General features: G+C 71.4%; 21 protein-coding genes. 12 read left to right on the top strand and 9 right to left on the bottom strand.

Features of this window, described 5'->3' with window-relative positions; all coding sequences use genetic code 11:
- Window positions 1-11 precede the first annotated feature (11 nt).
- A complete protein-coding gene (locus tag ACN28A_RS35025; protein ID WP_421402851.1) occupies window positions 12-533 on the bottom strand; it encodes a VOC family protein in 522 nt (173 codons plus the stop codon).
- A gap of 164 nt (window positions 534-697) precedes the next feature.
- Here ACN28A_RS35025 and ACN28A_RS35030 point away from each other — a divergent pair, with 164 nt between their 5' ends.
- From ACN28A_RS35030 to ACN28A_RS35050, 5 genes are all read left to right on the top strand, one after another.
- Window positions 698-1,348 (top strand): TetR/AcrR family transcriptional regulator, encoded by a 651-nt coding sequence (locus ACN28A_RS35030; RefSeq protein WP_421402853.1) that lies wholly within the window; start codon window positions 698-700, stop codon window positions 1,346-1,348.
- A 270-nt stretch (window positions 1,349-1,618) separates the two neighbouring features.
- A complete protein-coding gene (locus tag ACN28A_RS35035) occupies window positions 1,619-2,209 on the top strand; it encodes a TIGR03086 family metal-binding protein (protein ID WP_421402855.1) in 591 nt (196 codons plus the stop codon).
- 197 nt (window positions 2,210-2,406) lie between these two features.
- A complete protein-coding gene (locus ACN28A_RS35040; protein ID WP_421404820.1) occupies window positions 2,407-3,021 on the top strand; it encodes a superoxide dismutase in 615 nt (204 codons plus the stop codon).
- Window positions 3,022-3,027: 6 nt separating this feature from the next.
- Window positions 3,028-3,300: a superoxide dismutase gene (locus ACN28A_RS35045; protein ID WP_421402857.1), complete on the top strand. Its 273-nt coding sequence runs from the start codon at window positions 3,028-3,030 to the stop codon at window positions 3,298-3,300.
- Between the two features lie 217 nt (window positions 3,301-3,517).
- Window positions 3,518-4,108, top strand: a complete 591-nt coding sequence (locus ACN28A_RS35050) for a copper resistance CopC family protein (RefSeq protein ID WP_421402858.1) — start codon at window positions 3,518-3,520, stop codon at window positions 4,106-4,108.
- Between the two features lie 25 nt (window positions 4,109-4,133).
- Here ACN28A_RS35050 and ACN28A_RS35055 read toward each other — a convergent pair whose 3' ends face one another.
- The 3 genes from ACN28A_RS35055 to ACN28A_RS35065 all read right to left on the bottom strand — a co-directional run bounded on the left by ACN28A_RS35055 (window position 4,134) and on the right by ACN28A_RS35065 (window position 6,762).
- Window positions 4,134-4,820 (bottom strand): hypothetical protein, encoded by a 687-nt coding sequence (locus ACN28A_RS35055; RefSeq protein ID WP_421402859.1) that lies wholly within the window; start codon window positions 4,818-4,820, stop codon window positions 4,134-4,136.
- 180 nt (window positions 4,821-5,000) lie between these two features.
- Window positions 5,001-5,726, bottom strand: coding sequence for a TIGR03943 family putative permease subunit (locus ACN28A_RS35060; protein ID WP_421402860.1), 726 nt, complete (start codon window positions 5,724-5,726; stop codon window positions 5,001-5,003).
- A 25-nt stretch (window positions 5,727-5,751) separates the two neighbouring features.
- Window positions 5,752-6,762 carry a permease gene (locus ACN28A_RS35065; protein ID WP_421404822.1) on the bottom strand — a complete coding sequence of 337 codons (1,011 nt, stop codon included), beginning with the start codon at window positions 6,760-6,762 and terminating at the stop codon, window positions 5,752-5,754.
- A 270-nt stretch (window positions 6,763-7,032) separates the two neighbouring features.
- On the opposite strand from ACN28A_RS35065, the gene ACN28A_RS35070 reads away from it, so the two are divergent.
- A complete protein-coding gene (locus ACN28A_RS35070) occupies window positions 7,033-7,254 on the top strand; it encodes a hypothetical protein (protein ID WP_421402861.1) in 222 nt (73 codons plus the stop codon).
- 119 nt (window positions 7,255-7,373) lie between these two features.
- Here the strand turns inward: ACN28A_RS35070 and ACN28A_RS35075 are convergent, their stop codons facing one another.
- The 5 genes from ACN28A_RS35075 to ACN28A_RS35095 all read right to left on the bottom strand — a co-directional run bounded on the left by ACN28A_RS35075 (window position 7,374) and on the right by ACN28A_RS35095 (window position 14,556).
- Window positions 7,374-9,392, bottom strand: coding sequence for an ABC transporter permease subunit (locus tag ACN28A_RS35075; RefSeq protein WP_421402862.1), 2,019 nt, complete (start codon window positions 9,390-9,392; stop codon window positions 7,374-7,376).
- Window positions 9,389-10,819 (bottom strand): extracellular solute-binding protein, encoded by a 1,431-nt coding sequence (locus ACN28A_RS35080; protein WP_421402863.1) that lies wholly within the window; start codon window positions 10,817-10,819, stop codon window positions 9,389-9,391. Before ACN28A_RS35080 ends, ACN28A_RS35075 begins: the two co-directional genes overlap by 4 nt.
- 326 nt (window positions 10,820-11,145) lie before the next feature.
- Window positions 11,146-11,910 (bottom strand): GNAT family N-acetyltransferase, encoded by a 765-nt coding sequence (locus ACN28A_RS35085; RefSeq protein WP_421402865.1) that lies wholly within the window; start codon window positions 11,908-11,910, stop codon window positions 11,146-11,148.
- A gap of 264 nt (window positions 11,911-12,174) precedes the next feature.
- Window positions 12,175-13,119, bottom strand: coding sequence for an NAD-dependent epimerase/dehydratase family protein (locus ACN28A_RS35090; protein ID WP_421402866.1), 945 nt, complete (start codon window positions 13,117-13,119; stop codon window positions 12,175-12,177).
- Between the two features lie 87 nt (window positions 13,120-13,206).
- On the bottom strand, window positions 13,207-14,556 hold the full coding sequence (locus ACN28A_RS35095; protein ID WP_421402868.1) for an erythromycin esterase family protein: 1,350 nt from the start codon (window positions 14,554-14,556) through the stop codon (window positions 13,207-13,209).
- Between the two features lie 173 nt (window positions 14,557-14,729).
- Between ACN28A_RS35095 and ACN28A_RS35100 the strand changes: the two genes are divergently transcribed.
- The 6 genes from ACN28A_RS35100 (at window position 14,730) to ACN28A_RS35125 (ending at window position 22,362) form a co-directional block, all read left to right on the top strand.
- Window positions 14,730-15,608: a helix-turn-helix domain-containing protein gene (locus ACN28A_RS35100; protein ID WP_421402870.1), complete on the top strand. Its 879-nt coding sequence runs from the start codon at window positions 14,730-14,732 to the stop codon at window positions 15,606-15,608.
- 88 nt (window positions 15,609-15,696) lie between these two features.
- Window positions 15,697-16,293, top strand: coding sequence for a dihydrofolate reductase family protein (locus ACN28A_RS35105; RefSeq protein ID WP_421402872.1), 597 nt, complete (start codon window positions 15,697-15,699; stop codon window positions 16,291-16,293).
- A gap of 400 nt (window positions 16,294-16,693) precedes the next feature.
- Window positions 16,694-18,136 carry an endo-1,4-beta-xylanase gene (locus ACN28A_RS35110; RefSeq protein ID WP_421402874.1) on the top strand — a complete coding sequence of 481 codons (1,443 nt, stop codon included), beginning with the start codon at window positions 16,694-16,696 and terminating at the stop codon, window positions 18,134-18,136.
- 178 nt (window positions 18,137-18,314) lie between these two features.
- Window positions 18,315-19,502 (top strand): sensor histidine kinase, encoded by a 1,188-nt coding sequence (locus ACN28A_RS35115; protein WP_421402876.1) that lies wholly within the window; start codon window positions 18,315-18,317, stop codon window positions 19,500-19,502.
- Window positions 19,487-20,125, top strand: coding sequence for a LuxR C-terminal-related transcriptional regulator (locus ACN28A_RS35120; RefSeq protein ID WP_421402878.1), 639 nt, complete (start codon window positions 19,487-19,489; stop codon window positions 20,123-20,125). Before ACN28A_RS35115 ends, ACN28A_RS35120 begins: the two co-directional genes overlap by 16 nt.
- Before the next feature lie 107 nt (window positions 20,126-20,232).
- Window positions 20,233-22,362: a septum formation family protein gene (locus ACN28A_RS35125; RefSeq protein WP_421402880.1), complete on the top strand. Its 2,130-nt coding sequence runs from the start codon at window positions 20,233-20,235 to the stop codon at window positions 22,360-22,362.
- Window positions 22,363-22,388 lie beyond the last annotated feature (26 nt).

Below are 22,388 nucleotides of genomic sequence, written 5' to 3' on the forward strand. Positions count from 1 at the left end.
TCGTCGGGTCGTCACCGCGCGGGAGGCGGGTCTGTCCGGTCCTGCTGCCCGGAGCGGTCGTCGTCAGGGCGTCGCGCCACCGGGGACGACGGCTCGCCGCCGTGGCCCGGGTCGCCGGCCGCGGCATCCGGCGGGCCCGGGTCCGGCTGTTCCTCGAACAGGGTCAGGTGGATGGTTCCGGGTGCGTCCAGCCTGGCGTTGAGGGAGTTCCATGGCGTACGCGTGGGTGGCGCGACCGACGTGGCGCCGGCCGCGAGGGCGTCCCGGGTGGCCAGCTCGCAGTCTTCGACCTCGAGGGCCAGACGGAACCGTGGTGCGACCCGTCGCCCGACTTCGACGCGGTCGATGAGTTCGATCTGCGCGGTGTTCGACAGTTCCAGTGTCGCCCGACCCGCGTCGAGAATTGTCACCTCGGCGCCCCCCGCACCGGAGTAGGACTCCGCGACCGGCATCGCGAGTGCGTCGCGGAAGAACGTCACCGCCTGTTCGTAGTCTGAGGCGTGCACCACGAGGCGGAGCTGGCGAACCGTCATGCCGGAAACCTCCTCACCGCAGCCTGCTGGCGCAGGCCGCGCACGACGCCGGCCCGACCCGGGCGCGATTTCGGCCTCGAGGGCCAGTCGGAACGGAACGGAACGTATCACTTCTGTCGAAGCTAGCAAACAAGTACAACTCGCCGCACTGCTAGCCTCAGCGGATGGCCGAGGAAGACCGCAGCTCACTTAGCGGCCGCCGGGCGGAGGCACAGCGCAACAACGCGCGAATCCTCGACGCCGCGCGCGCGGTGTTCCTCGCCGACCCCGAAGCTCCGATCGCGAAGGTCGCGGTGCACGCCGGGGTGGGGATCAGCGCCCTGTACCGGCGCTATCCCAGCAAGGAGCACCTGCTACGAGCGCTCGCCGAGGACGGTCTCAACCGTTACGTCGCCGATCTCGAGACCGCACTCGTCTCTGATGCCGCTCCCTGGGACGCCTACGTCGCCTGCCTGGAGCGCGTCGTCGACGGTCAGAGCCAGGCCCTGGCGCAACGGCTGGCGGGAACGTTCACCCCGACCGCGGAACTCTCGGCCCTCGCCAAGCGGGCCGGCGGGCTCGCCGAGACCCTCTTCCAGCGTGTCCGTCGGTCCGGCGAACTCCGCGACGACATCTCCGAGGCCGACGTCACGCTGCTGCTGGAGATGGTCGCGTCCATCGAACTTCCGGGCGCCGACGGCGGTGCCGCGCTGCGCCGTCGCTACCTCGCCCTGCTCCTCCAGGCGCTGCACGCCCCCGCCGAGGCAGCGCTGCCCGGCCGCCCCGCACGCCAGGCCGACCTGGTCGCCCGCTGGCGGACCGGCGGCGACGTCTGACCGGGAGGCGGTCGCCTCCGCCCGTCGCCAACTGCCCGCACGGTCCGAGGGACCTCGGCACGGTCGGGGGTGCGGCCGACAGCCCGGTCTCATCGAGCTGCATCAGAATTGGCCGTCAGTGAGCCGTCAGCGGGGCGAAAGCGCGCGCACGTACGCTCCGCCTCGGAATCGCGCGGACGTCGCCGTATCCCCGTCCGAGCACGACGAATGCCGGCGAAGCGATCGTCGGCAGGTCCGGCCACGAACGCGACCAGTCGAAAGGAACCATCCGTGACCTTCACCGTACTCAACACCGCTCTCGACACCCTGCGTCACGTCACCGCCGTGGCCGTCGGCACCGGCCGGCTCGACGGCCCGACCCCGTGCTCGGACTGGACAGTGGCACAGGTGCTGCTGCACGCCGCCGCCGACCAGCACGTCTGGGCGTCCACGGTCGGAGCCGGTTCGCCGCCGTCCCACGACCCCTTCGACCCGCCGCGCCAACTGGACGGCGGCGTCCAGGAGGCGGTCACAAAGGCGATCGAGGCGGCCAGCGGCGCCTGGGCCGCTGTCGACCCGGCGGCGTCGTCGGTGCGCACCCCGCTGCCGCCCGTGCCGGAGCTGGCGCCGGCACTCGCGGCCGCCGCCTGCGCTCTCGACGCCGCCGTACACGCCTGGGATGTCGCGGTGGCGACGGGCCAGCCCACACCACTGACCGTCGCACTGGCCGAGCAGTTGACGCCGGCCGCGCAGGCGACCGCCGAACCGCTGCGCGGCTTCGCCTACGCCCCCGCGCTACCCGCCCAGGCCGGCGACGACCCGGTCGCCGCCCTGCTGCGGTACCTCGGCCGCGACCCGCTCTGGACACCGGACGGCAACTGACTGAGCGGCACCCCTCGGGCCCACCACCCCGACGGGCGTCCGGGGCCCGGGGCTGGCGCCGGGTGAGCATTCGCCGGTGCGGCGTTGACCGGAAGCGCCCCGGTTTCCAGAGACTGCTCTACAGCACCCCCCGATCCGCGTTGTTGCCATAGTGTGGCAGGAGCACCTTTATGGCAGAACTGGGAAGGAAGCTCTGGATGGCCGTCTACACGCTCCCCGACATGCCCTACGACTACGGCGCGCTCGAACCCGCCATGTCCGGCGAGATCCTGGAACTGCACCACGGCAAGCACCACGCCGCGTACGTCAAGGGCAGCAACGACGCCCTCGACCAACTCGCCGAAGCCCGCGACAAGGGCGACTACAGCACCCTCGTCGGCCTGGAGAAGACGTACGCGTTCAACCTCTCCGGCCACGTACTCCACTCGATCTTCTGGAACAACCTCTCCCCCGACGGCGGCGACCGCCCCGACGGCGACCTCGCCGCCGCCATCGACGAACACTTCGGCTCCTTCGACAAGTTCTCCGGACAACTCTCCACCGCCACCAAGAGCGTGCAGGGCTCCGGCTGGGGCGTCCTCGCCTGGGAACCACTCAGCCGCCGGCTGATCGTCGAACAGGTCTACGACCACCACGGCAACGTCGGCCAGGGCTCCACCCCGATCCTGGTCTTCGACGCCTGGGAACACGCCTACTACCTGCAATACCGCAACGTCCGCCCCGACTACGTCGACCGACTCTGGAACCTCGTCAACTGGACCGACGTCACCGCCCGGTTCGACGCCGCCCGAGCCAGCCAACCCAAGATCTGACCTGCGGTGGGCCACCCCGATCCGGTCCACGCCGCCGAGACGGTGCAACGCGCCGCCGGAGTCGTCGCCGCACGCCGACGCGGCGACCTCGACGGCGCCGAAGCCCTCCTCGCCACCTTCCCCACCGAGGCGGCGAAGACCCTCGGCTTCTTCCTCCTCGCCGACCTCGCGCTCGGGTTGCTCCAGGCGCAGTCGGGCCAGTCGATGGACGACCTGGTCCGGGAACTGTCCCTGCACCTGGCCACGGCTGCTGATCAGCCACCGCCGGGGAGCCGGTAGCCGCTGACGGGCTCGGCCATCTCGCGCGGGCCGGAATAGGAGCCCCTCTTCCGGCCCGCGCGAAACGCGGCCTCCGGCGCTCCGGCCGTGACTCGCGGTGGCCTGATCGACCTCGCCGGCAGCCGCGCCGAGCCCCAGCCACCGCCGCCCGACCCACCATCAACGGTTGGTCGGGGCGGTCTCCTCCCCGGGCCAGCCAAAGCGCTACCGTGGCACGGTGAACCGGAACCGACTGCGCTGCGCTGCCGCCACTCTCCTCGTCGGGGCCCTCGTCGTCGTCCTGCCGGCGAGCCCGGCCAGTGCGCACACCGAGCTGAGCCGTACCTCACCGGCGGCCAAGAGCACGGTCAGCAAGGCCCTGACCGCCGTGACGCTGACGTTCAGCGGGCTGGTCAAAAAACCCGGCACCACCGTGACGGTGACCGGCCCGGACACGATCTCCTACAGCGACGCCGAACCGCAGGTGCTGGACAGGACGATCACCCAGAAGGTCAAGCCACTGCCCGTCGGTGCGATCACCGTCGCCTGGCGCACCGTCTCCGCCGACGGCCACCCGATCAAGGGCACCTTCACCTTCACCAACAGGTTCGCGCCGCCCACCCCGACCGCCGAGCCCAGCCCGACGGCAGAGGCGACCCCGACCGCGCATCCCACGACACCGCCGGCCGCGTCGCCCGCAGCGGCGGAAGCGGATGACGACGACGGGTCGTCCCCCGCACTCTGGTGGGCCGTGATTCTGGGCGCCGTGCTCGCGGTCGCGGTCGGTGCGGCTCTGCTGCTGCGTCGCAGGAGGCCGACCGACACCTGACGCCGCCGCACCCGCTGGGACGGTGTCAGCTGCCTTCGGGTGCGCCGTCGGCGGTGAGTGCGCCCTGTCCCGGCACGGCGGGCAGGAAGACGTGGGCGTGCCCGTTGCCCGCGTCCACGTTGAGCAGGTCGAGCTGGGTGGCGGCGGTCGACCAGGTGGCGACGGCGACGTCCCGCTGCCGGCCGACCAGTTCCAGCAGCTTCGGCCGGTCGGCCGCAGGTAGGGCCAGCGCGGCGGCGTAGGTGTCGACGGCGACGTCGAGGGCCCGTACGGCGGCGGCCAGGCCCGAGCGGGCGATGTTGACGCCCGTACCCGCCGACGGTGGATCGGCGAAGCCCTCGACCGCCTTCTCCGTGCTCGCCTGCCAGCCGGTCACGGCGGTGCCCGCGGCGAGCGGTCCGGACCCCGAGCCCACCGGCACCGCCGCGGCCAGCCCGTCGAGGACGGGTACCAGACTCTGCTGCACCTGTCGGGCCTGGTTGGTGAGGTCGACGATCTGGGTGGCGTCCCGTTTGGCCTCCTCGGCGCGCAGCTGCGCCACCTCGTCGGCCATCGGCGGGTCGTCGCCGGCCGTCACCGCACCGATCGGACCGGCCAGCAGCGCCCCCAGCGCGAACGCCAGGGCAAGGGCTGCCAGTCGACGCCCGGCCGGCCTGGACGTGGCCGGTGCGGACACCCGCGATCCCGGGCGCAGCTTCGTACGGTTGCTCATCCGTCTCCTTCACGGCCTGCCGGGATGGCCGCCGCCACAACCGCCCCAAGCCCTTCCGTCCATACTGCCGACACCGTGACCTGGATGGAAGATCCGCCCGATGGGTGGACCGGCCGGCAGAGCTGGCCCCGCACGGCACCGCTGATCGGCATCCGCGACCGGCGGGGGCGGTCCCGCGGGTTACTCGTACGGCTGTTTCGGTGGGGCGACCCGCTGCCACGACTCGATGTCCAGATAGGGGATGTCCACCTCACTGACCGGGTCCGTCCCGCGCTGTGCGGTGTACCGACCGACCACCTCGACCCAGGTGTCCGGCGGCAGCCCGGTCGGCACGTCGCCGGCCATCCCGACCTTGACCGGGCGCCCGTCGGCGGCACAGCAGGAAAGGACCATGCGGGCCAGGATCTGCTCCCCGTCCGCCCCGGGCGCGGTGAACCCGACCAACTGGACCCTGCGGTCCCCGAGCGTGTGGCCGTCGTCGACGATGGCCCGTCCGGCGTAGTCGAGCATGCTCAGCCGCACCGGATCGCCCGCCGGCAGCGCCGGATAGTGGTCGACCTCCTGACCGGTCAGCGCGGTGCCCGTCTGGTTGACCGCGTAGGAGCCGAGCGCCGGTGGCGTGACCAGCAGCAGCCCGACCGCCGGCAGGATGAGCAGCCAGCCGACCCGGCCGCCGTGCCCGTGGTGGTCGTGGCCGTCCCCGGCCGGCGTCTCCTGGCGGTGCTCGGACCCGCGCAGGTCGTACCAGAGGGTCAGCACCGCCGCGACGATCAGCAGCACCCCCGCCGCGATCAGGAACGGCCGGAGCCCCTCCTTGACGTACCGCAGGTAGACGTCGGTGACGCTGGCCCTGAGCACCGACCCGCCGAGCAGCAGCAGGACCACCGCCTGCGCCTGCCGGTTCATCCCGGCCCCCCGATCCGGCCGCTGCTCACAGCACCACCATCCCCACCACGGACGACACGAGTACGGCGACGACGAAGGTCGTCGGGGCGAACCGGACCATGAACCGGCGTCCGAAGACACCGGTCTGCATCGAGATCAGTTTCAGGTCGACCATCGGACCGACGACCAGGAACGTCAGCCGGGCCGAGAGCGAGAACTGTGACAGCGACGCGGCCACGAAGGCGTCCGCCTCGGAGCAGATGGACAGCAGCACCGCCAGCACCGCGAGCGCGAGGACCGACAGCACCGGATTGTCGGCCAGGGTCCGCAGCCAGCGCTCCGGCACCAGTACGTTGATCGCGGCGGCGGCCATCGCACCCAGCACCAGGAAGCCACCGGCGTGCACCACGTCGTGCCGTACCGCCGCCCAGAAGGCCCGGCCCCGGGAAAGGTCGTCCAGTTCGGGCCGGTGCGGCAGCCGGATCCAGTGGGCCCGGCCGAGCCGCAGCCAGAGCCAGCCCATCAGCACCGCCACGAGCAGGCTGGCGGCCGCCCGGCCGACCACCATCTCCGGGTTGTCCGGAAAGGCGACAGCCGTGGCGGCCAGCACGATCGGGTTGATCGCCGGGGCGGCGAGCAGGAACGCCAGCGCGGCGGCCGGGGTCACCCCACGCCGGATCAGCGACCCGGCGATCGGCACGGAACCGCACTCGCAGCCGGGCAACACGACACCGGCCGCGCCGGCCACCGGTACGGCCAGGGCCGGATGGCGGGGCAGCGCCCGCGCCCAGAACGACCGGGGTACGAAGACCGCGATCGCGGCGGAGAGCAGCACGCCGAAGACCAGGAACGGCACCGACTGGACCATCACCGAGACGAACACGGTCGTCCAGGTCTGTAGCCGCGGCGTCGACAGGAACGACCCGACCGGCCCCTGGAAGACGACCAGCAGCAGGAACAGCGCGGCCAGTACCTCGAGCGAGCCGATGCGCCACCACCGGGACCCGTCGTCGTCGGTCCCGGCGGGCGGTGTCGGATCATGCGCCGGCTCGGCCAACCGCTCGTCGGCGGCGGTGGGCCCTGCCTCGGCGAACCGCTCGTCGTCGGCGGCGGCGGACCCTGGCTCGACCTCGTCGCCGGTGGGTCTCGGCGCGGTCACCCTGTCTGGCACGGTCCGGTGTCCCTTCGGCAGGCCGAACTGGCAGCCCATCCTAGGCGGGGAGCCGCGGTCTTCGGTCGACGAGGTGTTCGGGTGCGGCGGTGCTGCCCACGTGGTGCCCGGAACAGTCGCGCCAACGTCCAGTCGAAGACGATAACCGATTTCGTTTTGACTGGGAGACGCCGCCGTACCGACGCAGCCCCGCCAGGACCGGGTACCCCGGCGGAGACCCGCGCCGCCTCGGGTCGGGAGCCGCGACTCGCCTCCGGGCCGGCGGGGCACGATCTGGTACTGCCCGTCGGTCTGCTGCTGGGCGCCCTGCTCGGCTCCGTCCCGGTGGTGATCGGGCTCGGCGCGGCAGCCGCCACCACAGGAGGAGCCCGCCCGTGACCCCGCCCGCCGTGCGGCCGGGGTCACGGCGGGCGGGCGTTGGTCGGCCGTTCCACCGACGCTGGTCGCCCCGCCTCGCCGTGACGCCGGCCCCGGCTGGTCGGGTACTCACCGAACGGCTACCCCTTGACCGCCCCTGCGGTGAGTCCCTCGGTGAGGAAGCGCTGCCCGAAGGCATACATGATCACCACGGGGATGCTGACCAGCAGCGAGGCCGCGGCGAGCTGTCCCTGCGGGACGACGTCCCCGGCGATCATGGACTGCATCCCCACCGGGAGCGTCTTGTACTCGTCCTTGGTGATGAACACGAAGGCGAAGAGGAACTCGTTCCAGGCGTTCGTCAGGGTGAACAGCGCGACCGCCAGCAGTCCCGGCTTGGCCAGCGGCAGCACCACCCGACCGAACGCCTGGAGGCGGGTGCAGCCGTCGACGAGCGCGGCCTCCTCCAACTCGATGGGGATCGACGAGAAGTACCCCGCCAGCAGCCAGGTGGCGAACGGCAGCGTGAAGGTCGGGTAGGTGACCACCAGCGACCACAGCGAGTCGGTGAGCCGTACGCCGATCAGCAGCTGGTACAGCGGGATGAACAGCAGCGCGCCCGGCATCACGTAGGTGACCAGCACGGTGACGGTGAAACCCTGCGCCCCGCGGAACCGCAGCCGGGCCAGTGCGTAGCCGGCCAGGGCGGCGCAGACAAGTGCCACCGCGGTGGAGGCCGCGGACACCAGCACCGTGTTGAGGTACCAGCGACCGAAGGGCTTGGTGGCGAAAAGGTCGGTGAACTGCTGGAGGGTCCACGGTGTCGGCCACAGGTCACTGGTCCGCATGACGATCTGGCCCTCGGACTTGAAGGCCGTGACGACGATCCAGTACAGCGGGACCAGGACGAAGACGAGCAGCGCGGCCAGCGCGACCCCGGAGGCCAGCTTCGACGTCACGGACGACGCCCGGCGACGTCCCCAGGACCGGAGCGCCGAGACCACCCGGCCGACCGCCGCGGCGACCAGCAGGATCACCCCGAGGACCAGCGCCGCCTTCCAGACGATGTGTGGCGACGCCCAGGCCAGCAGACCGGTGAGCACCAGGGCGACGGCCCACGGCAGCGCCTTGCGCGCCTGCCGCACCTGCCGTGCCGTCCGGGCCCGTCGGGGTGACGCGGTGACGACGTCCCGGCGCAGCAACCGGACCAGGAAGAAGACAAGAACGCCGACGACCGGCATCATCACGAGGGTGACCGCCGCGCCCGCGCCGTACTGTAGTTGCAGGATCGCCTTCGAGTAGGCGACCAGCACGTACGGCGCCGTCGCGTCACCCGGGCCGCCCTGGGTCAACAGCCAGATGAGGTCGAAGTTGTTGAACGTCCAGATCGACGACAGGGTCACCGTCACGGTGATCACGTGGCGGAGTCCGGGCAGCGTCACGTGGAGGAACCGCTGCCACGACGAGGCGCCGTCGACGGTCGCCGCCTCGTAGAGGTCCGCGGGGATGGCCTTCAGCCCGGCGAGGAACGCGACGGTGAAGAACGGCACCCCCTTCCACACGTTGACCATGATCACCGACGGCATGGCCAGGGACGCCTCGGAGAGCCAGCCCGCCGGCCAGGTGTCGACCAAATGCGCCTTGGCCAGCAGCGGCCCGATCCCCGACTCGGTGAGCAGCAGGTTGACGCTGCCGAAGATCGGGTCGAGCAGCGAGCGCCAGCTGAACGCCGTGACCACCGTCGGCACCACCCACGGCAGCAGGAGAAGCCCGGCCAGCACCGCGCGGCCGCGGCGCAGGTTGTGCAGCAGCAGGGCCGCGGAGAGCCCCAGCACCACCTTGAAGACCTCGGCGTACGCGGTGAAGACGAACGAGTTGATTACGCCCGTGCGGAACTGGTCGTCCCCGAACAGGGCCACGTAGTTGGCCAGGCCGACGAAGACGCTCTGCTGTCCGTGCCGTTCCGTCGTGCTGGTGACGAACGACCAGGCGATCGGCAGCAGCACGAGCCCGCCGACGAGTAGGGCGGTGGGCGCCAGGAACAGCGCCGCCAGCCGCCAGTCACGGCCGAGCCGCCGCTGGGTCGGGGTGAGGGAGCCGGCCCCCGGCGGCGAGGATGCCCCCGCCGCCGGGGCCGGTGCTGGGCGGACCGACGTCACTGCGGCAGCCCCTGCTGGGTGAAGATCTGCACCATCTTGTTGTGGGCTGCCTGCACGGCCTGCGCGGCGGGCGTGCCCTGGATGACCTGCTGCATCATGTCGGTGAGGACGTACGCGCCGACGGCGGCCTGCTGGCCGGCGCTGGCCTTCTGCGGGAAGTTCAGCCCGTTCTTGGTGGTCAGCGGCAGCGACAGCTGAGTGATCTTGCGCATGATCGGGAACGCCGGGTCGCCACTCGTGAAGAACGGGTCGGCGTCCCAGACCTTCTCCCAGGCGGGCAGCGCCAGGCCGGGCGCTTCCTTCGCCACCCCGAGCAGCGCGGGTGCGGTGACCAGGTACTGGGCCAGGAGTTTGGCGAGGGCCGAGTTCTTGGCGCCCTTGAAGATGACGAAGGCCTGGGACTGGCCGAGCAGCAAGGGATTGTCGGTGGCCGGTCCGATGCAGTCGGCGAAGACGTGCGTCTTGTCGTAGACGGGGTTCTTCTTGGTCTTCGAGTCCGCGTAGACGCTGAGCTGGTTGCGGGTGTACCCGAGGATCCCGGCGAGCCAGTTCTCGTTGTTGCTGGAGTCGGTCCAGGCGGCCACCCCCGGCGGCAGCATCGGCTTGTACTTCGGGTTGGTGTAGATGTCGGCCAGGAAGCTGACCGCCTGCACCGTCTCGGGCGAGTTGAACGTGACCTTCCGGCCGTCGTCGGTGGCGATCGACCCGCCGTAGGAGTTGATCAGCGCCTCGATCATGCCGTTCGCGTCACCGGACCGGTTGACGGTCATGCCCCAGCCGAACCGCCGCTTGGACGGATCGGAGATGGCCAGGCACAGGTCGCGCAGCTCCTCCCAGCTGTAGATGTCCTTGGGGGTGATGCCCTTGTCCTGCATCCAGTCCTTGCGCAGGAACGACCCGATCCCGATGAAGTGGTAAGGGATGGCGAACCACTTGCCGTCGAAGACGCAGAAGTTCTTGGACTCCGCGGTCGGCTCGCCGTATCTGGCGGTAAGCGTCTGGACGACGTCGGTCACGTCCTCCAGGTCGCCCAGCGCATGGAACTGCGCGACGAAGCGCGAGTCGGTCATGAACGCCAGGTCACGCGCGACGCCGCCCTCGACCTCCGCGTGGATCTTCGCCACCACGTCACCGGCGTCGGCCTGGACCAGACTGTTGTCGATCTTCGTGCCGGTGGTGTCGGCGAACTTCCTGATCGAGCTGTCGAGCGCCGCGTTCGCCGCCTCCGAGTAGAGCTTCTGCGACAACATCCCCATCGAGGAGCCCTTCAACGATGCCGCGGCATCGATCAGCTCCTTCGGGACCTCGGCCTGCACCTGCGGCGTCGACGGCGAGCTGTCGCCGCAGGCGGCCAGCCCGGCCGCGCCGAGCAGCCCCACCCCCATCCCCAGAAAGCCGCGCCGGGACCTGAACAGGTTGTCCTCCATGGCCGTTCCCCCTCCTTCGTCTCGCCTCATCGCTGCCCGCCGACGGAGGCCGGAAGGTCCGCTGCCGCCCCTGGGGCAGCTGCGAACCGCCACCCGGGGACGATCGTCGATCGGGTGGTCGCAGCCCGCCTCCGCGCGCAGTCGTCAGAAAGTTGCCCCTGCGTGCGGCCGGCCGCTCCCCGACTTCTCCCGAACGCGCGCGCCGCCAGCCCGGGACGTCGGCCTGCCCGGCGGTGCGATCACCTTACCCATTAAGGAAACTCGCGCCTAGAGGCGGAGGGAAATCTATGGATCGATTTAGCCGGCGTGAACAGCCGGTCACCGACTCACTCCGGGTCGCGCAGGTGGAGGCGGTAGCCGCGCAGGCCGTCCCCGTCCCGGGTCTGCCGGTACGGTCCGGCCTCCCAGCCCAGGCGTTCGTAGAAGGTGGCCGCCCCGGTAGGGCCGGTCGGGGTGACCAGCTCTGCCGTGCCGGCTCCGGCATGGCGGGCATCCTCGACGAACCGGGCCACCAGCGTCTCACCGAGCCCGCTGCCGCGCCACTCCGGATGGACGGCCAAGGCGATCATCACCGCCACCTGCGGCGACGGGCGCGAGGAGTTCGGCGGCGCGCCCGCCGCCCGCCGCCTACTGAGCTGGCGTACCCACGGCCAGGCCCGCGAGCGCAGCAGGCGCGCCGCCACCCGGGGGCGGCACAGCAGTGCTCCGACCCCGGCGACCGCGAGAGAGGCGACCGTCCGCCGATCGGTGAGCAGTGCGGCCATGTGTGCGGCCTGGTCGGTGGTGCCGAGCAGGAAACCGACGATGCCGTCCCCCGGTGCCGCCGTGTCGACTACGACGTACCCGAGGCCGTGGCGGGAGTCGAGAAAGGTGCGTTGCCAACGGCGGACGAAGCGCGCCCCGAGCGACGGGAACAGCCCGACCGGCAGAAGCGCGACGTGACTGTGGGCTATCACCCGGAGGTCGTCGTGCACCGCCGGCCGTACGACGAGTCGATCGAGGCGCGCGTCGCGCGGGCCACGGTGGTTCTTCGGCAGCGGTGTCGAGTTCCGGGTGTCGGGCCCGCTCCTCTTCCGGCGGATCGGACGCATGGCATCGCTAATCGTCGACGATCGAGCCGCCGGGCAGCGGGCTCACCTTCGGCCGGCGCCGGCCAGGACCAGGCGTGAGCCGGCGGGATGCGGCAACCACACCACGACTCTAACGAGCGATCGCGGTCGTGTCGGCCGTTTGCCGCAGACGCAGGTGCCCCCGCGCCACGGCCGGGCGACGCCCGGTGCCGATCGTCCCGCAGGCTCCGGAACAGGCGAGCACCGCTGTGCGGGAGTGAGCGGGTCCAGCACGCTCCGCTCCCCTCAGCGCGGGTTCACAGCGCGCCAGGCGACGTAGTCGGCGACTGCCGCGGCGAGGTCGAAGGCCGGGCTGAACCCGGTGTCGTGGCTGAGCCGGCTGGTGTCCAGGTACGGATTCGCGCCGGCGCCCGCCTGCCGTCCGGGCAGCAGGTCGAGCCGCTGGCCGGGCATTGCCGCCTGCACGGCGTCCACGAACTCCCGGTTGGTGAACGGTCGGCCGCCGGACACGTTGTAGATGGTGTGCCGCAAGGTCTGCGCGGTGGTCAGCAGGGCGATGGCCCGGCCGGCATCGGGCGCGTAACACCAGTCGCCACCGTCGTCGGCGTGCAGTGGCCGCGGCCGATCGCCGCGGCGCACCGCGCTGAGGTAGGGCGGGACGTGGTTGAACGGCGACTCCGGGTCCATGAGTGGTCCCCAGACGCTGCCGATGCGCAACACGACCGGCTCGACGCCGCTGTCCCGCAGCGCGTGCGTGGTCAGTGGCTCGACCGCCTTCTTGAACGCGACGATCAGATGGGGCAGCCCCGCCGGAGACAACGCCAGCCCCTCGTGCCACGGGATCTCCGAGCAGCCGACGTACACGCCGAGGCTGCTCGCGACGGCGAACCGGCGCACGCCCCGGGCGCGGGCCGCGTCGAGCGCGTTGAGCAGGCCGGTCGTGTCCGTCCGGAGGTACGGCAGCGGATCGGTGCCGGGAACGCTGCCGGCCAGGTGGACGATGTCGCTGATCTCGTGACGGTCGGCGAGGGCGAGGAAGGCGGCCCGGTCGGTCACGTCGAGAGACTCCACGCTGACCCGGCCGGCGAGGAAGGACGGGACCCCGGTACGGCGGTGTGCGGTCACGACCACCCGGTGACCGAGATCGGCGAGCGCGCGGGCGGCATGGGCGCCGATCATGCCCAGCCCGCCGGTAACCAGGATCGTCCGGGCGCCGAACTTCTTGCTCATGTATTTCCTCACCTGATCGAAGAGTTTCCAGAGGTCCAACAACCTAGGAGCCGCGCGGCGGCCGGTCTTGAACGAATCGCGCAGGCGTCAACCGGGCGGCAGCGGACGCACCGCGGTCAATGGCGTCGAGGCGGTGACTCGCTGGATGTGCACCAGTGCGTCGTACCACTGCGCTGGGGTGCCCCCGGACATCGTCGACCCCGGGCCCGCCTCGGGAACGCCCCGGGTGAGCATGGGCCCGTCCAGCCAGCTCCGCACCGCCCGCGGAGCCTCCCCGCTGAGGTCGACGAAGTAGCTGTCCCGGCCGACCTCCGCCAGGGGCGCCTCGAACCAGTCCGGACGCGCGGGCGCCAGTTCGGCCTGCTGGTCGGGTGGGCGGAACATGGTGCCCGAGTCGAACGTGTAGCCGACGGTCACGTACCGCTGCCCGTACCACCGCTCCAGATAGGACCCGACGGGGGCGAACGTCGTCGCCGGGTAGGCCGGCACGGTGAGGGCCACCTCGGCGACGGTGCTGACGTGGGCGGCGGCGGCCCAGTAGACCACCCGGTCCCGGCTGTACCGCTGCCACCACCTGACGTTCTCCGCGGCCCGGGCATCGCGATAGCCCATCACCTGCTCCGCCGGCAGGCTGAACGCGGTGTAGAACGACCTGATCTGCCGGGCGTGTTGCAGGGCGAGGGTGTGGACGCGGTCGCCCGCCCGGCCAGGCAGCGACTCGACGAGGTCGTACAGCTCGGCGGCGGCCCGTACGTACGGCGTCTTGTCCCCGACCTCGCGGCGGAACCAGTCCAGGTACGTCCCCATGTCGTCGTCGGGCGGGCAGAGAAGTGCGATGAGCGGTCGCAGTTCGGCCAACCGGTCGGGGGCGACGGCGGCGACGTGGGCGCGGACGGCCTGGTAGGCGAGCGGGCGGGTGGCGAAGTACTCGGCGCCGACGAAGGTCACCCGCTCACGGCGCGTGCGGTTGTACTCCCGGAGCCAGCTCAGCAGGTCGGCGACCTCGCGGGTGCGCGCCTCCCGGCTCAGCTGCCCCACGAGCGCGTCACGGTCGTCCCGGCGCCCGTGAATGTAGTCGTTGATCTGGAGGCCGAGCGTCCAGTCGTCCTCCCAGGCCACCGTGCGGTAGCCACGCTGGGCGACCAGGTATCGGACCGCCCGGCTCTTCGCCCTGGTCACCTCTGCCAGGCCGTGCGCCGCCTCGCCCAGACCGACGACGGTCGCGTCACCGGTGAGCCGTCCCAACCGGGCCAGGTCCACTCCGGCTCCGTCGACCGGCGCCGCGACAGCCTGGCGTTCGAGCCACCGGCCGAGTGACGTGGCGGACTGCGACCGCTCGCCCGCCGAGTTGGCGGCGGTCGTGGGGATGGTGCTGACGCCGACCAGTACGGCTCCGGCGAGGGCGAGGGCGAGGGTGCGTCGATGGTGTCGTCTCATGAGGAAGGGCTCCTGGGTGCGGACCGGTAGGTGCCCCGTCATTCCAGCTGGATCGCGGCAATCCGGAATCCGCCCTCGAGCGACCTTCGACGTACGCAGGTTGTCGTACCTGCCGGGACCAGCCGGCCGGGAGTCGGCCCCGGACCGCGCCGGGCGGTGCGAGGATTGCCCGGGTGGACTCCTACGTCGAACGCCCTCCGTCGCCGGGGCTCGCCGGCGTGGTGCGGACGGTCTGGATACAACGCACCGGCGACCTGCCGTACGTGCAGCGGCACCTGCCGACCGGTGGAGTCGAGCTGCACTTCCCGCTCGGCGGAACTCCGCAGTTGGTCGGTCCGCTGACCGGGCCGCAGGTGGAGGTCATCCCGGCCCGGACCACCGTCGTGGGAGTGCGGTTCCGCCCCGGGACGGCACCGCCGCTGCCGACGATGCTCGACGACCTGGTGGACCAGCGCGTGAGCCTGGCGGCGCTCTGCGGCGGATCGGTGGACCGGCTCGTGGCAGAGCTGGCCGGAGCCGGTACGCCGGAGCGGGCCCTCCTGGTGGTCCAGGACCACATCCTGCGGGAGTTCCGGCGCTCGGCCGGGCTCGACCCGCTGGTGCCCAGGGCCGTCCGGGCGCTGATGCCCTGGCATCCGGTCACCATCGACGCCCTGGCCGCTCGTCTCGCACTCTCCGAGAGCCAACTGCGCCGCCGCTTCCTGCACGCCGTGGGGATGAGCCCCAAGGTCCTCCAGCGGACGTTGCGGTTCCAGGGCTTCCTCCCGTTGGCGCAGGCCGGCACCACCGCCAGGGGCCGGTCCGGTGCGGACGGGATGGCGGAGCTGGCGGTCGACCTGGGGTACGCCGACCAGGCTCACCTCGGCCGGGAGTGCCGCCGCCTTACGGGTCTCACGCCAGGCCGGCTCCTCGGCGGGGACCTCGACCGGTGCGCCTGCGGCCACGACCACTCGGCGTCCTACCGGCCGTTCCTCGCCGACCGGAGAAGGCCACCGCTGCGGGTCTTGACCGTGCGCGATTCGTTCAAGACACCGGGGTCGGGTCGGTCGTAGCGTCCGACCCCGGGCTGCCTCCGGCCCGGTTCGGCGGCTCGCTCGACGACTTTCCGCACCACGCCCGACTTCAACGGAAGGACCCGATATGAGCAGGGTGATCAGCGCCCATTCCGTCTCCGTCGACGGCTGTCTCACCGGCCGCGACCCCGGCGCCGGGCGCGGCCTCGGCGACGCCCCGATGCTGTTCGACTGGTATTTCGACGGCGACACCCCGAGCCGGGTCTTCGACGGGTTCAAACTGAGTGCGCCCAGCGCCCGGGTGTTCGACGCACTCGCCGGTCGCGTCGGCGCGAGCCTGGCCGGCCGCCGCACGTACGACGACTCGGGGTGGATCGACGGGGGGACGCCGCACCCCGACGCGCCGCTGGTGGTGCTCAGCCACCGGCCGGTTCCCGGGATGACCGACGGCCGTCAGACGCTCGTCACGACCGGGATCGAGGACGCGGTCGCGGCGGCGCGGGCCCTCGCCGGCGACCGGGACGTCGCCGTCATGGGCGGCTGCGCCGCGACGGCGGCGTTGGCGGCGGGACTTGTCGACGAGGTGATCCTGCACCAGGTACCGATCCTGCTCGGCGCCGGCCGGCCGTTCTTCCTCTCGCTGCCCGAACACGTGCGACTCCGACTCGTCGAGGTCGTCCCGGCGCCCGGGGTGACCCACCTGCACTACGAGGTGGTTCGATGATCACCGCGGCGGCGTCAGGTCGACCTCGACCGCCGGGCGATCCCGAGCGTCGATCCACTGTGCCGCACTCGCGGATTTTCGGTACCTGTGATGTCGACCATGGACCCGGTCGAGCGTCGGCCGTTCGATCGGGGCGGACCGCTCGGCCGCGGACCTCTCCCACCTGCGCGAACCCGCATCAGCCCGGCCACCTGACCTCGCGGAGGTTTCCGGAGCATTTCCGGAAGTTGTTGACACTGCGCCTGGGCGGTATCGATACTGACCGTTCCGAGGGTATACACAGGCATCGATTACAGGCATAGCGCGTCAGGGAGGGCCCGTGAACAGCAGCCTGAGACAGCGTAGGAAAGTTGCGAGGATAGCTCTGCCGACGGCGGTGTTGGTGCTGGTAGGCAGCGCTGTGACGGTCCAGTCCATCAACCCGGCCGCCGCGGCCGAGACCACGCTGCGGGCCGCGGCCGCCAAGGCCGGGCTCTTCTTCGGCGTCGCGGCAAACCCCAACCGGCTCTACCCGATCGTCGGCCAGGAGTTCAGCCAGCTGACTCCCGAGAACGCCATGAAGCCGGACACGATCGCCACGTCGAGCGGTGGGCTGCAGAACACCGGCGGCGCGGACCAATTGGTCAACCACGCCCAGAGCAACAACATGCTGGTCAAGGGCCACACGTTGGTGTGGCACTCACAGGCCGGGCAGTTGCAGGGCGCCAGCCAGGGGACACTGAACAACTTCATCGGCAACGCCATCAACCGTTGGGGCAGCCGGATCGCCTACTGGGACGTCGTCAACGAGGCGCTTGAGGACAACAACACCGGCCGGCGCCGCAACCAGTGGCCGCACACGATGAACCGGGACGCGAACGGCGACGGAGACGTTTTCGACTCCGGCGACACCGACGTGATCCGGGACTCGTTCATCCGGGCCAGGCAGGTCGTGCAGGCCGGCGGATTCACCACCAAGCTCTGCATCAACGACTACGACGTCGAGGGTCTGACGGTCCGGGGCGGCACCCCGAACCGCAAGGCCAACGCGCTGTACGACATCGTCCGCAACTACCGGCAGTACATCGACTGCGTCGGGTTCCAGGCACACTTCAACGACAACCCGAACAGCATCATCACAGACGATCTGCAGGCCAACATCCAGCGCTTCGCCGACCTCGGCGTCGAGGTGCACATCAGCGAACTCGACATCGACGACGACCTGAGCAACAACGACATCGGCGCGGGCCAGGCGGAGAACTACCGCAAGGTCGTCCGGGCCTGCCTGAACGTCGCGAAGTGCACCGGCATCACCGTCTGGGGCATCTCCGACAGCGAGTCGTGGCGCTCCTCCGAGCGGGGTCTGCTGTTCACCGGCGGCAACGGCAGCTACCAGAAGAAGGCCGCCTACAACGCCGTGCTCGACGAGCTGAACAGGGGTCGTACCACCACCACCCCGCCGCCGACCACGCCGCCGGTGACGCCGTCCGTCCCGCCGACCACGCCGCCGGTCGACCCGACCACCCCGCCGCCGACGACCCCGCCGGTGACGACCACCCCGCCCAACCCGACCACCGGCTGCACGGCCACGGTCTCGCTGAACTCCTGGACCGGCGGCTTCGTCGCCACCGTGCGGGTCACCGCCGGCAGCGCGCGGATCAACGGGTGGAGCGTCCAGCTCACCCTGCCGTCCGGGACCACCGTGACCAACGCCTGGAACGCCAACCGCAGCGGCACCAGCGGCACGGTGCAGTTCAGCAACGTCAGCTACAACGGCGCGGTGAACGCCGGCCAGTCCACCGAGTTCGGCTTCCAGGGCACCGGCACGGCGACCGGCCTGACCCCGGTCTGCACCGCCTCCTGAGCACCAGCTGTCCTCCGACGGGCGCCAGCCGCGCGTCCAGGACAGGTAGGACGGTGGGCACGGGCCTCGCGATCGTGATCCGCACCGGGCCGGTGAGAACCCGGAGTCGACTCGTGTTCCCGGGGGTCCGCCACAGAGCGGACTTCCGGGAACCTCCGGGTTTTGAAATGTTTGTAGGGTGTTGGGGGTCGACGGGCGGGAACAGGCCGAGCGCGTGCTGGTGCGCGTTTTCGGGGCGGTCCGCCTCGCGCAGTACGCCGCGGCCGGGGTGGCCGCCGTCTCCACCGACCGGTCCGCCTACTCGCGACCGGACGTCGTGTTCGGCCTCTACGCAGTCGCCGCCGCGTGGTCGCTGCTGCTCTACGGCGGCGCGCTGCGGGGGCGGCGCATCACCTGGGTCGCCGTCGCCGCCGACGTCCTGCTGATCGGTGTCGCGCTCGTCGTCGTCGGCCGGCTGACCGCGCCCGGACACGCGATCGGCTGGGCGAACTGGACCGTCGCGCCGGCGAACGCGGCCGGCGTGCTCGCCGTCGTGTTCGGCCCGCGCTGGCTGGCCGTACCGTCGATCCTGCTGCTGTCCGGCTGCTACCTCGCCGGCGTCTGGCGGGACTTCGCCGCCGACTCCTCGCTCCTCGCCTCCGTGACCGGCAACATCGGCTCGCTGGTGCTGTTCACCGTCGCCGCCGGGCTCGCCGCGACCTGGGTACGCGCGTCGGCTCGGGCCGCGGACGAGGCCCACGCGTCCGCGCTGGCGGCCCAGCGCCAGGCGGCGGACGCGGCGGCCCGGATGGCGTCCGTCGAGGCCCGGGACTGGGAGCGGCGGCGGCAGTACCGGAACCTGCACGACACGGTGCTGTCCACGCTGACCGTGGGTGCGATGGGGCAGATCGACCTCAACACCGAACAGTTCCGCAGCCAGTGCGAGCGCGACGCGCGGTACCTGCGTTCCCTGATCACCGGGTCGGACGAGGCGGTCTCGACGGACCTCGGCACCGGGCTCGGACGCGTCGTGCGCGACCTCGCGGCCCTCGGGCTACGGATCGACCACAACTCCGCCGAACTTCCGGCGGGCGTGCCCGGCCACGTCACCGAGGCACTGCTGGGCGCGACCCGGGAAGCGCTGAACAACGCCCGCAAGCACGCCGGCACCGGGCAGGCGTGGCTGACGTCCCGCGGCGACGGCACCGGCGGGGTGCGCGTCACGGTCGTGGACCGGGGCGCCGGCTTCGTGCCCACGGCCGCACGCAGCGGGTACGGCCTGCTCGGCTCGATCCGGCACCGGGTGGTCGAGGCCGGCGGCCAGTGTGACATTGCCAGTACGCCCGGCGAGGGCACCACCGTGGAGATCACATGGAAACCGTCATAACCATCGGCGCGATCGACGACGAGAAGATGCTGCTCCAGTCGTTCGCGAACTGGTTCGGCAGCACGCCCGACATCCGTCTGACGGCGACGGCCGCCTCGGTGGACGAGTACCTTGCCGAACCCGACGCACCGACGATCGTGCTGCTGGATCTCGACCTGGGCAACTTCACCGATCCGGCGCACAACGTCGCGCAACTGACCGCCGCCGGCCGCCAGGTGATCGTCATCTCGGTGGTGAAGGACCGCCGTTGGGTGGTCTCCGCGACCGAGGCCGGCGCGGTGGCCTACATCCCCAAGGAACGCGACCTCAATGATCTGGCCGGCGCGATCCGGGCCGTGCACCGGGGCGAGACGCCGACCTCGCCGGAACACGCGTTCCTGCTCAGCGACGACGACCGGCGTGGCCCGTCGCTGACGCCCCGGGAACGGCAGATCCTGCTCGGCGTGGCCGAGGGCATGACGCACGCCGTCATCGCCCGCCGGCTCGGCATCGAGAAGAGCACCGTGAAAACCCACCTGGAACGGGTCCGGCAGAAGTACCGGGAGCACGGCAGGCCGATCACCAGCCCGGGTGACTACCTCAAGCGGGTCGGCGAGGATCCGATCCGCGGCGAGCTGTCCTAGGCGTACATCCAACTTCCAACTGTCTTCCGTGGTGTCCGGTCTCCGGCCCCACGATGCTGGTACCGAGCCGGTCCGAGTCCGAGATGCCGACGTCCTGGGGAGCCCGAGTGAGTGAGGTGGCGATCACCAGCCTGCGGGAGCTGGCCGGGCCGGACCTGTACCGGCGCAACGCCTTCCGGATCACCGGCCTGCCGGTGGACGTGGACCGACGTGCCGCGCGGGCGCGTCAGCAGCAGCTGACGGCGGCGTTGCGGGTCGGCGCGGACGTGGGCTGGCAGGGTCCCTCGGCGACCGCCGACGAGGTGCGCGCCGCCTTCGACGTGTTGGGTGATCCACGCCGCCGCCTGGTGCACGAGGTGTTCGCCGTCTGGGGCGCACCGGACGGCTGCGAATGCCCGGCGGGCGTGCACCACGATCACGACAACGCGGTGCGGGCACACACCGCGGCCCTCGACATCGAGCCGGACGACCTGCTGGCCGCGACCATGGCCGGCGCCCTGCCGGGCCAGTGGACGGCGGCGGCGACGGCCTGGACGAAGACGCTCCGGTCGGCGTCGTTCTGGCGGCACCTGCACCACCGGGTGCGACAGCTCGACGACCGGCAGCTCGACGACTCCGCCGTGGAGACGCTGCGGGCCGAACTGCCGTTGACGCTGGTGCGTCCACTGTCGCGGCTGGCGGCGTCGGCGGCCTATCCGGCTCCGCTGCGCAAGCACCTGGACCAGTGGCCGGTGCCGGCCCGGGAACGCGACCGGCTGCTCGAGGAGGCCGCCGAGCCGCTGTACACCGAGCTGGAATCCACCGTACGCGACCTGCACGGCCGGCTCGACTCCGGTGACCCCGACGAGGTCGTGGCCGAGCTGCGGGAACGGGTGAACCCGCTGCTGGCCCGGCTGGAGGGGTTGACGCCGCGCGACCAGCACCGCCGCACGGAGGCCGCCCGCGACAAGGTGGCCGTGCTCCTCAACAACTGCGCACTCGCCCGGAACCGGTCCACGGGTCAGTACGAGGACAAGGTCAAGAACTGGCTGACGGAGGCGGCGAAGCTCGCCACAGATCCGGAGACCAAGCGCCGGGTCCGGGAGAACCTGCGGGGCTTCGACGAGGCGGAAAAGGCACTCGACCAGTTCCGGCGCACGGTCGACGAGATCCGGCGGACCCGGGGGCGGTACGAGGCCGCGAGCTTCCTGCGGGGCCTCCTGCCCGAGGTCACCGACGAGGCGCTCGCGGCGGCCATCCGGGAGATGCTGGCCGATCTGGATGCCGGCGCACCGATCTCGTACCGCGCGCCCAGCCGTCCGTCCGGATTGCGCGCGCCGGTCCGACTGCACGAGTGGGAGAAGCAGGAGGCACGGCGGCGGCGCCGGGCGGTGGGGGTCGTCGTCCTCTGCGTGGTCGTCCTGGTGGGGCTTGTCTGGATCATGAACGCCGCGATCGGCGGGGAGGACACCGTCGACATCCACCCGGCCGCCTACGGCAACGTCTCGACGGAGATCGTCTGCGTCCGGGACAGGAACGACTGGCGCGACGGCGACACGACGGTGACGAGCGTGCCCTGCGGGCAGGATCACGCCGCCGAGGTGATCGCCTATCTGGGTTTGCGGGAGGCGAACCTCTCCTGGCCCGCCGCGGACTACGACTACCTGGCCGGCCTCGCCCGGTTCAGCTGCGGCGAGCAGGCGAACCACTTCGGTCTCACGTCGGGCAGCACGTACACCACCGAGGTCATCCTGCCCGACCGGGACGTCATCCACAGCTCGGACTCGGCGTCCAACTACGCGACCTGCCTGGTGATGCGTACCGACGTGGAGCGCTGGTCCTTCCTGGCCGCCTCCCAGCAGACCGGGGCGCAGCGCCCCGTGCAGCGACCGCTGACGTCCCAGAAGGGCCGGGACCACAACGCGCCGGTCGGCTACTGCGTGCGGGGCAGACAGGAGCCCGACCGGGCGGAGAACGTGTGGCCGATCGTGCGCTGCGACGAGCCGCACTGGGCCGAGATACTCGGCTACGAGATCCTGCGGTGGCCGCCGCCCGACGGCGCGACGCTCCGGACGCAGCTCGTCGAGGAGGCGAACCGCACCTGCCGGAAGCTGGCGACCGAACTACAGGTGCCCGACACGTACTCGGTCCTGCCGGTCGTCTCCGAATGGTGGACCGAGCAGAGTCAGGAACGGATGTACGCGGCCTGCGTGGCACATCGCGAGGACCACCAGCCCTTCTACGGGCGGGTCCGGTAGCCGGGCCGATGGTGCCAACCAGGGAG

It is taken from the genome of Plantactinospora sp. WMMB782, from assembly GCF_049179135.1.
Classification (GTDB): domain Bacteria; phylum Actinomycetota; class Actinomycetes; order Mycobacteriales; family Micromonosporaceae; genus Plantactinospora.

Bases quoted from the DNA above. Each gene is read 5' to 3' on its own strand.
- ACN28A_RS35025 (WP_421402851.1), bottom strand. From the start codon at position 533: ATGACGGTTCGCCAGCTCCGCCTCGTGGTGCACGCCTCAGACTACGAA.
- ACN28A_RS35030 (WP_421402853.1), top strand. From the start codon at position 698: ATGGCCGAGGAAGACCGCAGCTCACTTAGCGGCCGCCGGGCGGAGGCA.
- ACN28A_RS35040 (WP_421404820.1), top strand. From the start codon at position 2,407: ATGGCCGTCTACACGCTCCCCGACATGCCCTACGACTACGGCGCGCTC.
- ACN28A_RS35055 (WP_421402859.1), bottom strand. From the start codon at position 4,820: ATGAGCAACCGTACGAAGCTGCGCCCGGGATCGCGGGTGTCCGCACCG.
- ACN28A_RS35060 (WP_421402860.1), bottom strand. From the start codon at position 5,726: ATGAACCGGCAGGCGCAGGCGGTGGTCCTGCTGCTGCTCGGCGGGTCG.
- ACN28A_RS35080 (WP_421402863.1), bottom strand. From the start codon at position 10,819: ATGGAGGACAACCTGTTCAGGTCCCGGCGCGGCTTTCTGGGGATGGGG.
- ACN28A_RS35085 (WP_421402865.1), bottom strand. From the start codon at position 11,910: ATGCGTCCGATCCGCCGGAAGAGGAGCGGGCCCGACACCCGGAACTCG.
- ACN28A_RS35090 (WP_421402866.1), bottom strand. From the start codon at position 13,119: ATGAGCAAGAAGTTCGGCGCCCGGACGATCCTGGTTACCGGCGGGCTG.
- ACN28A_RS35095 (WP_421402868.1), bottom strand. From the start codon at position 14,556: ATGAGACGACACCATCGACGCACCCTCGCCCTCGCCCTCGCCGGAGCC.
- ACN28A_RS35105 (WP_421402872.1), top strand. From the start codon at position 15,697: ATGAGCAGGGTGATCAGCGCCCATTCCGTCTCCGTCGACGGCTGTCTC.
- ACN28A_RS35120 (WP_421402878.1), top strand. From the start codon at position 19,487: ATGGAAACCGTCATAACCATCGGCGCGATCGACGACGAGAAGATGCTG.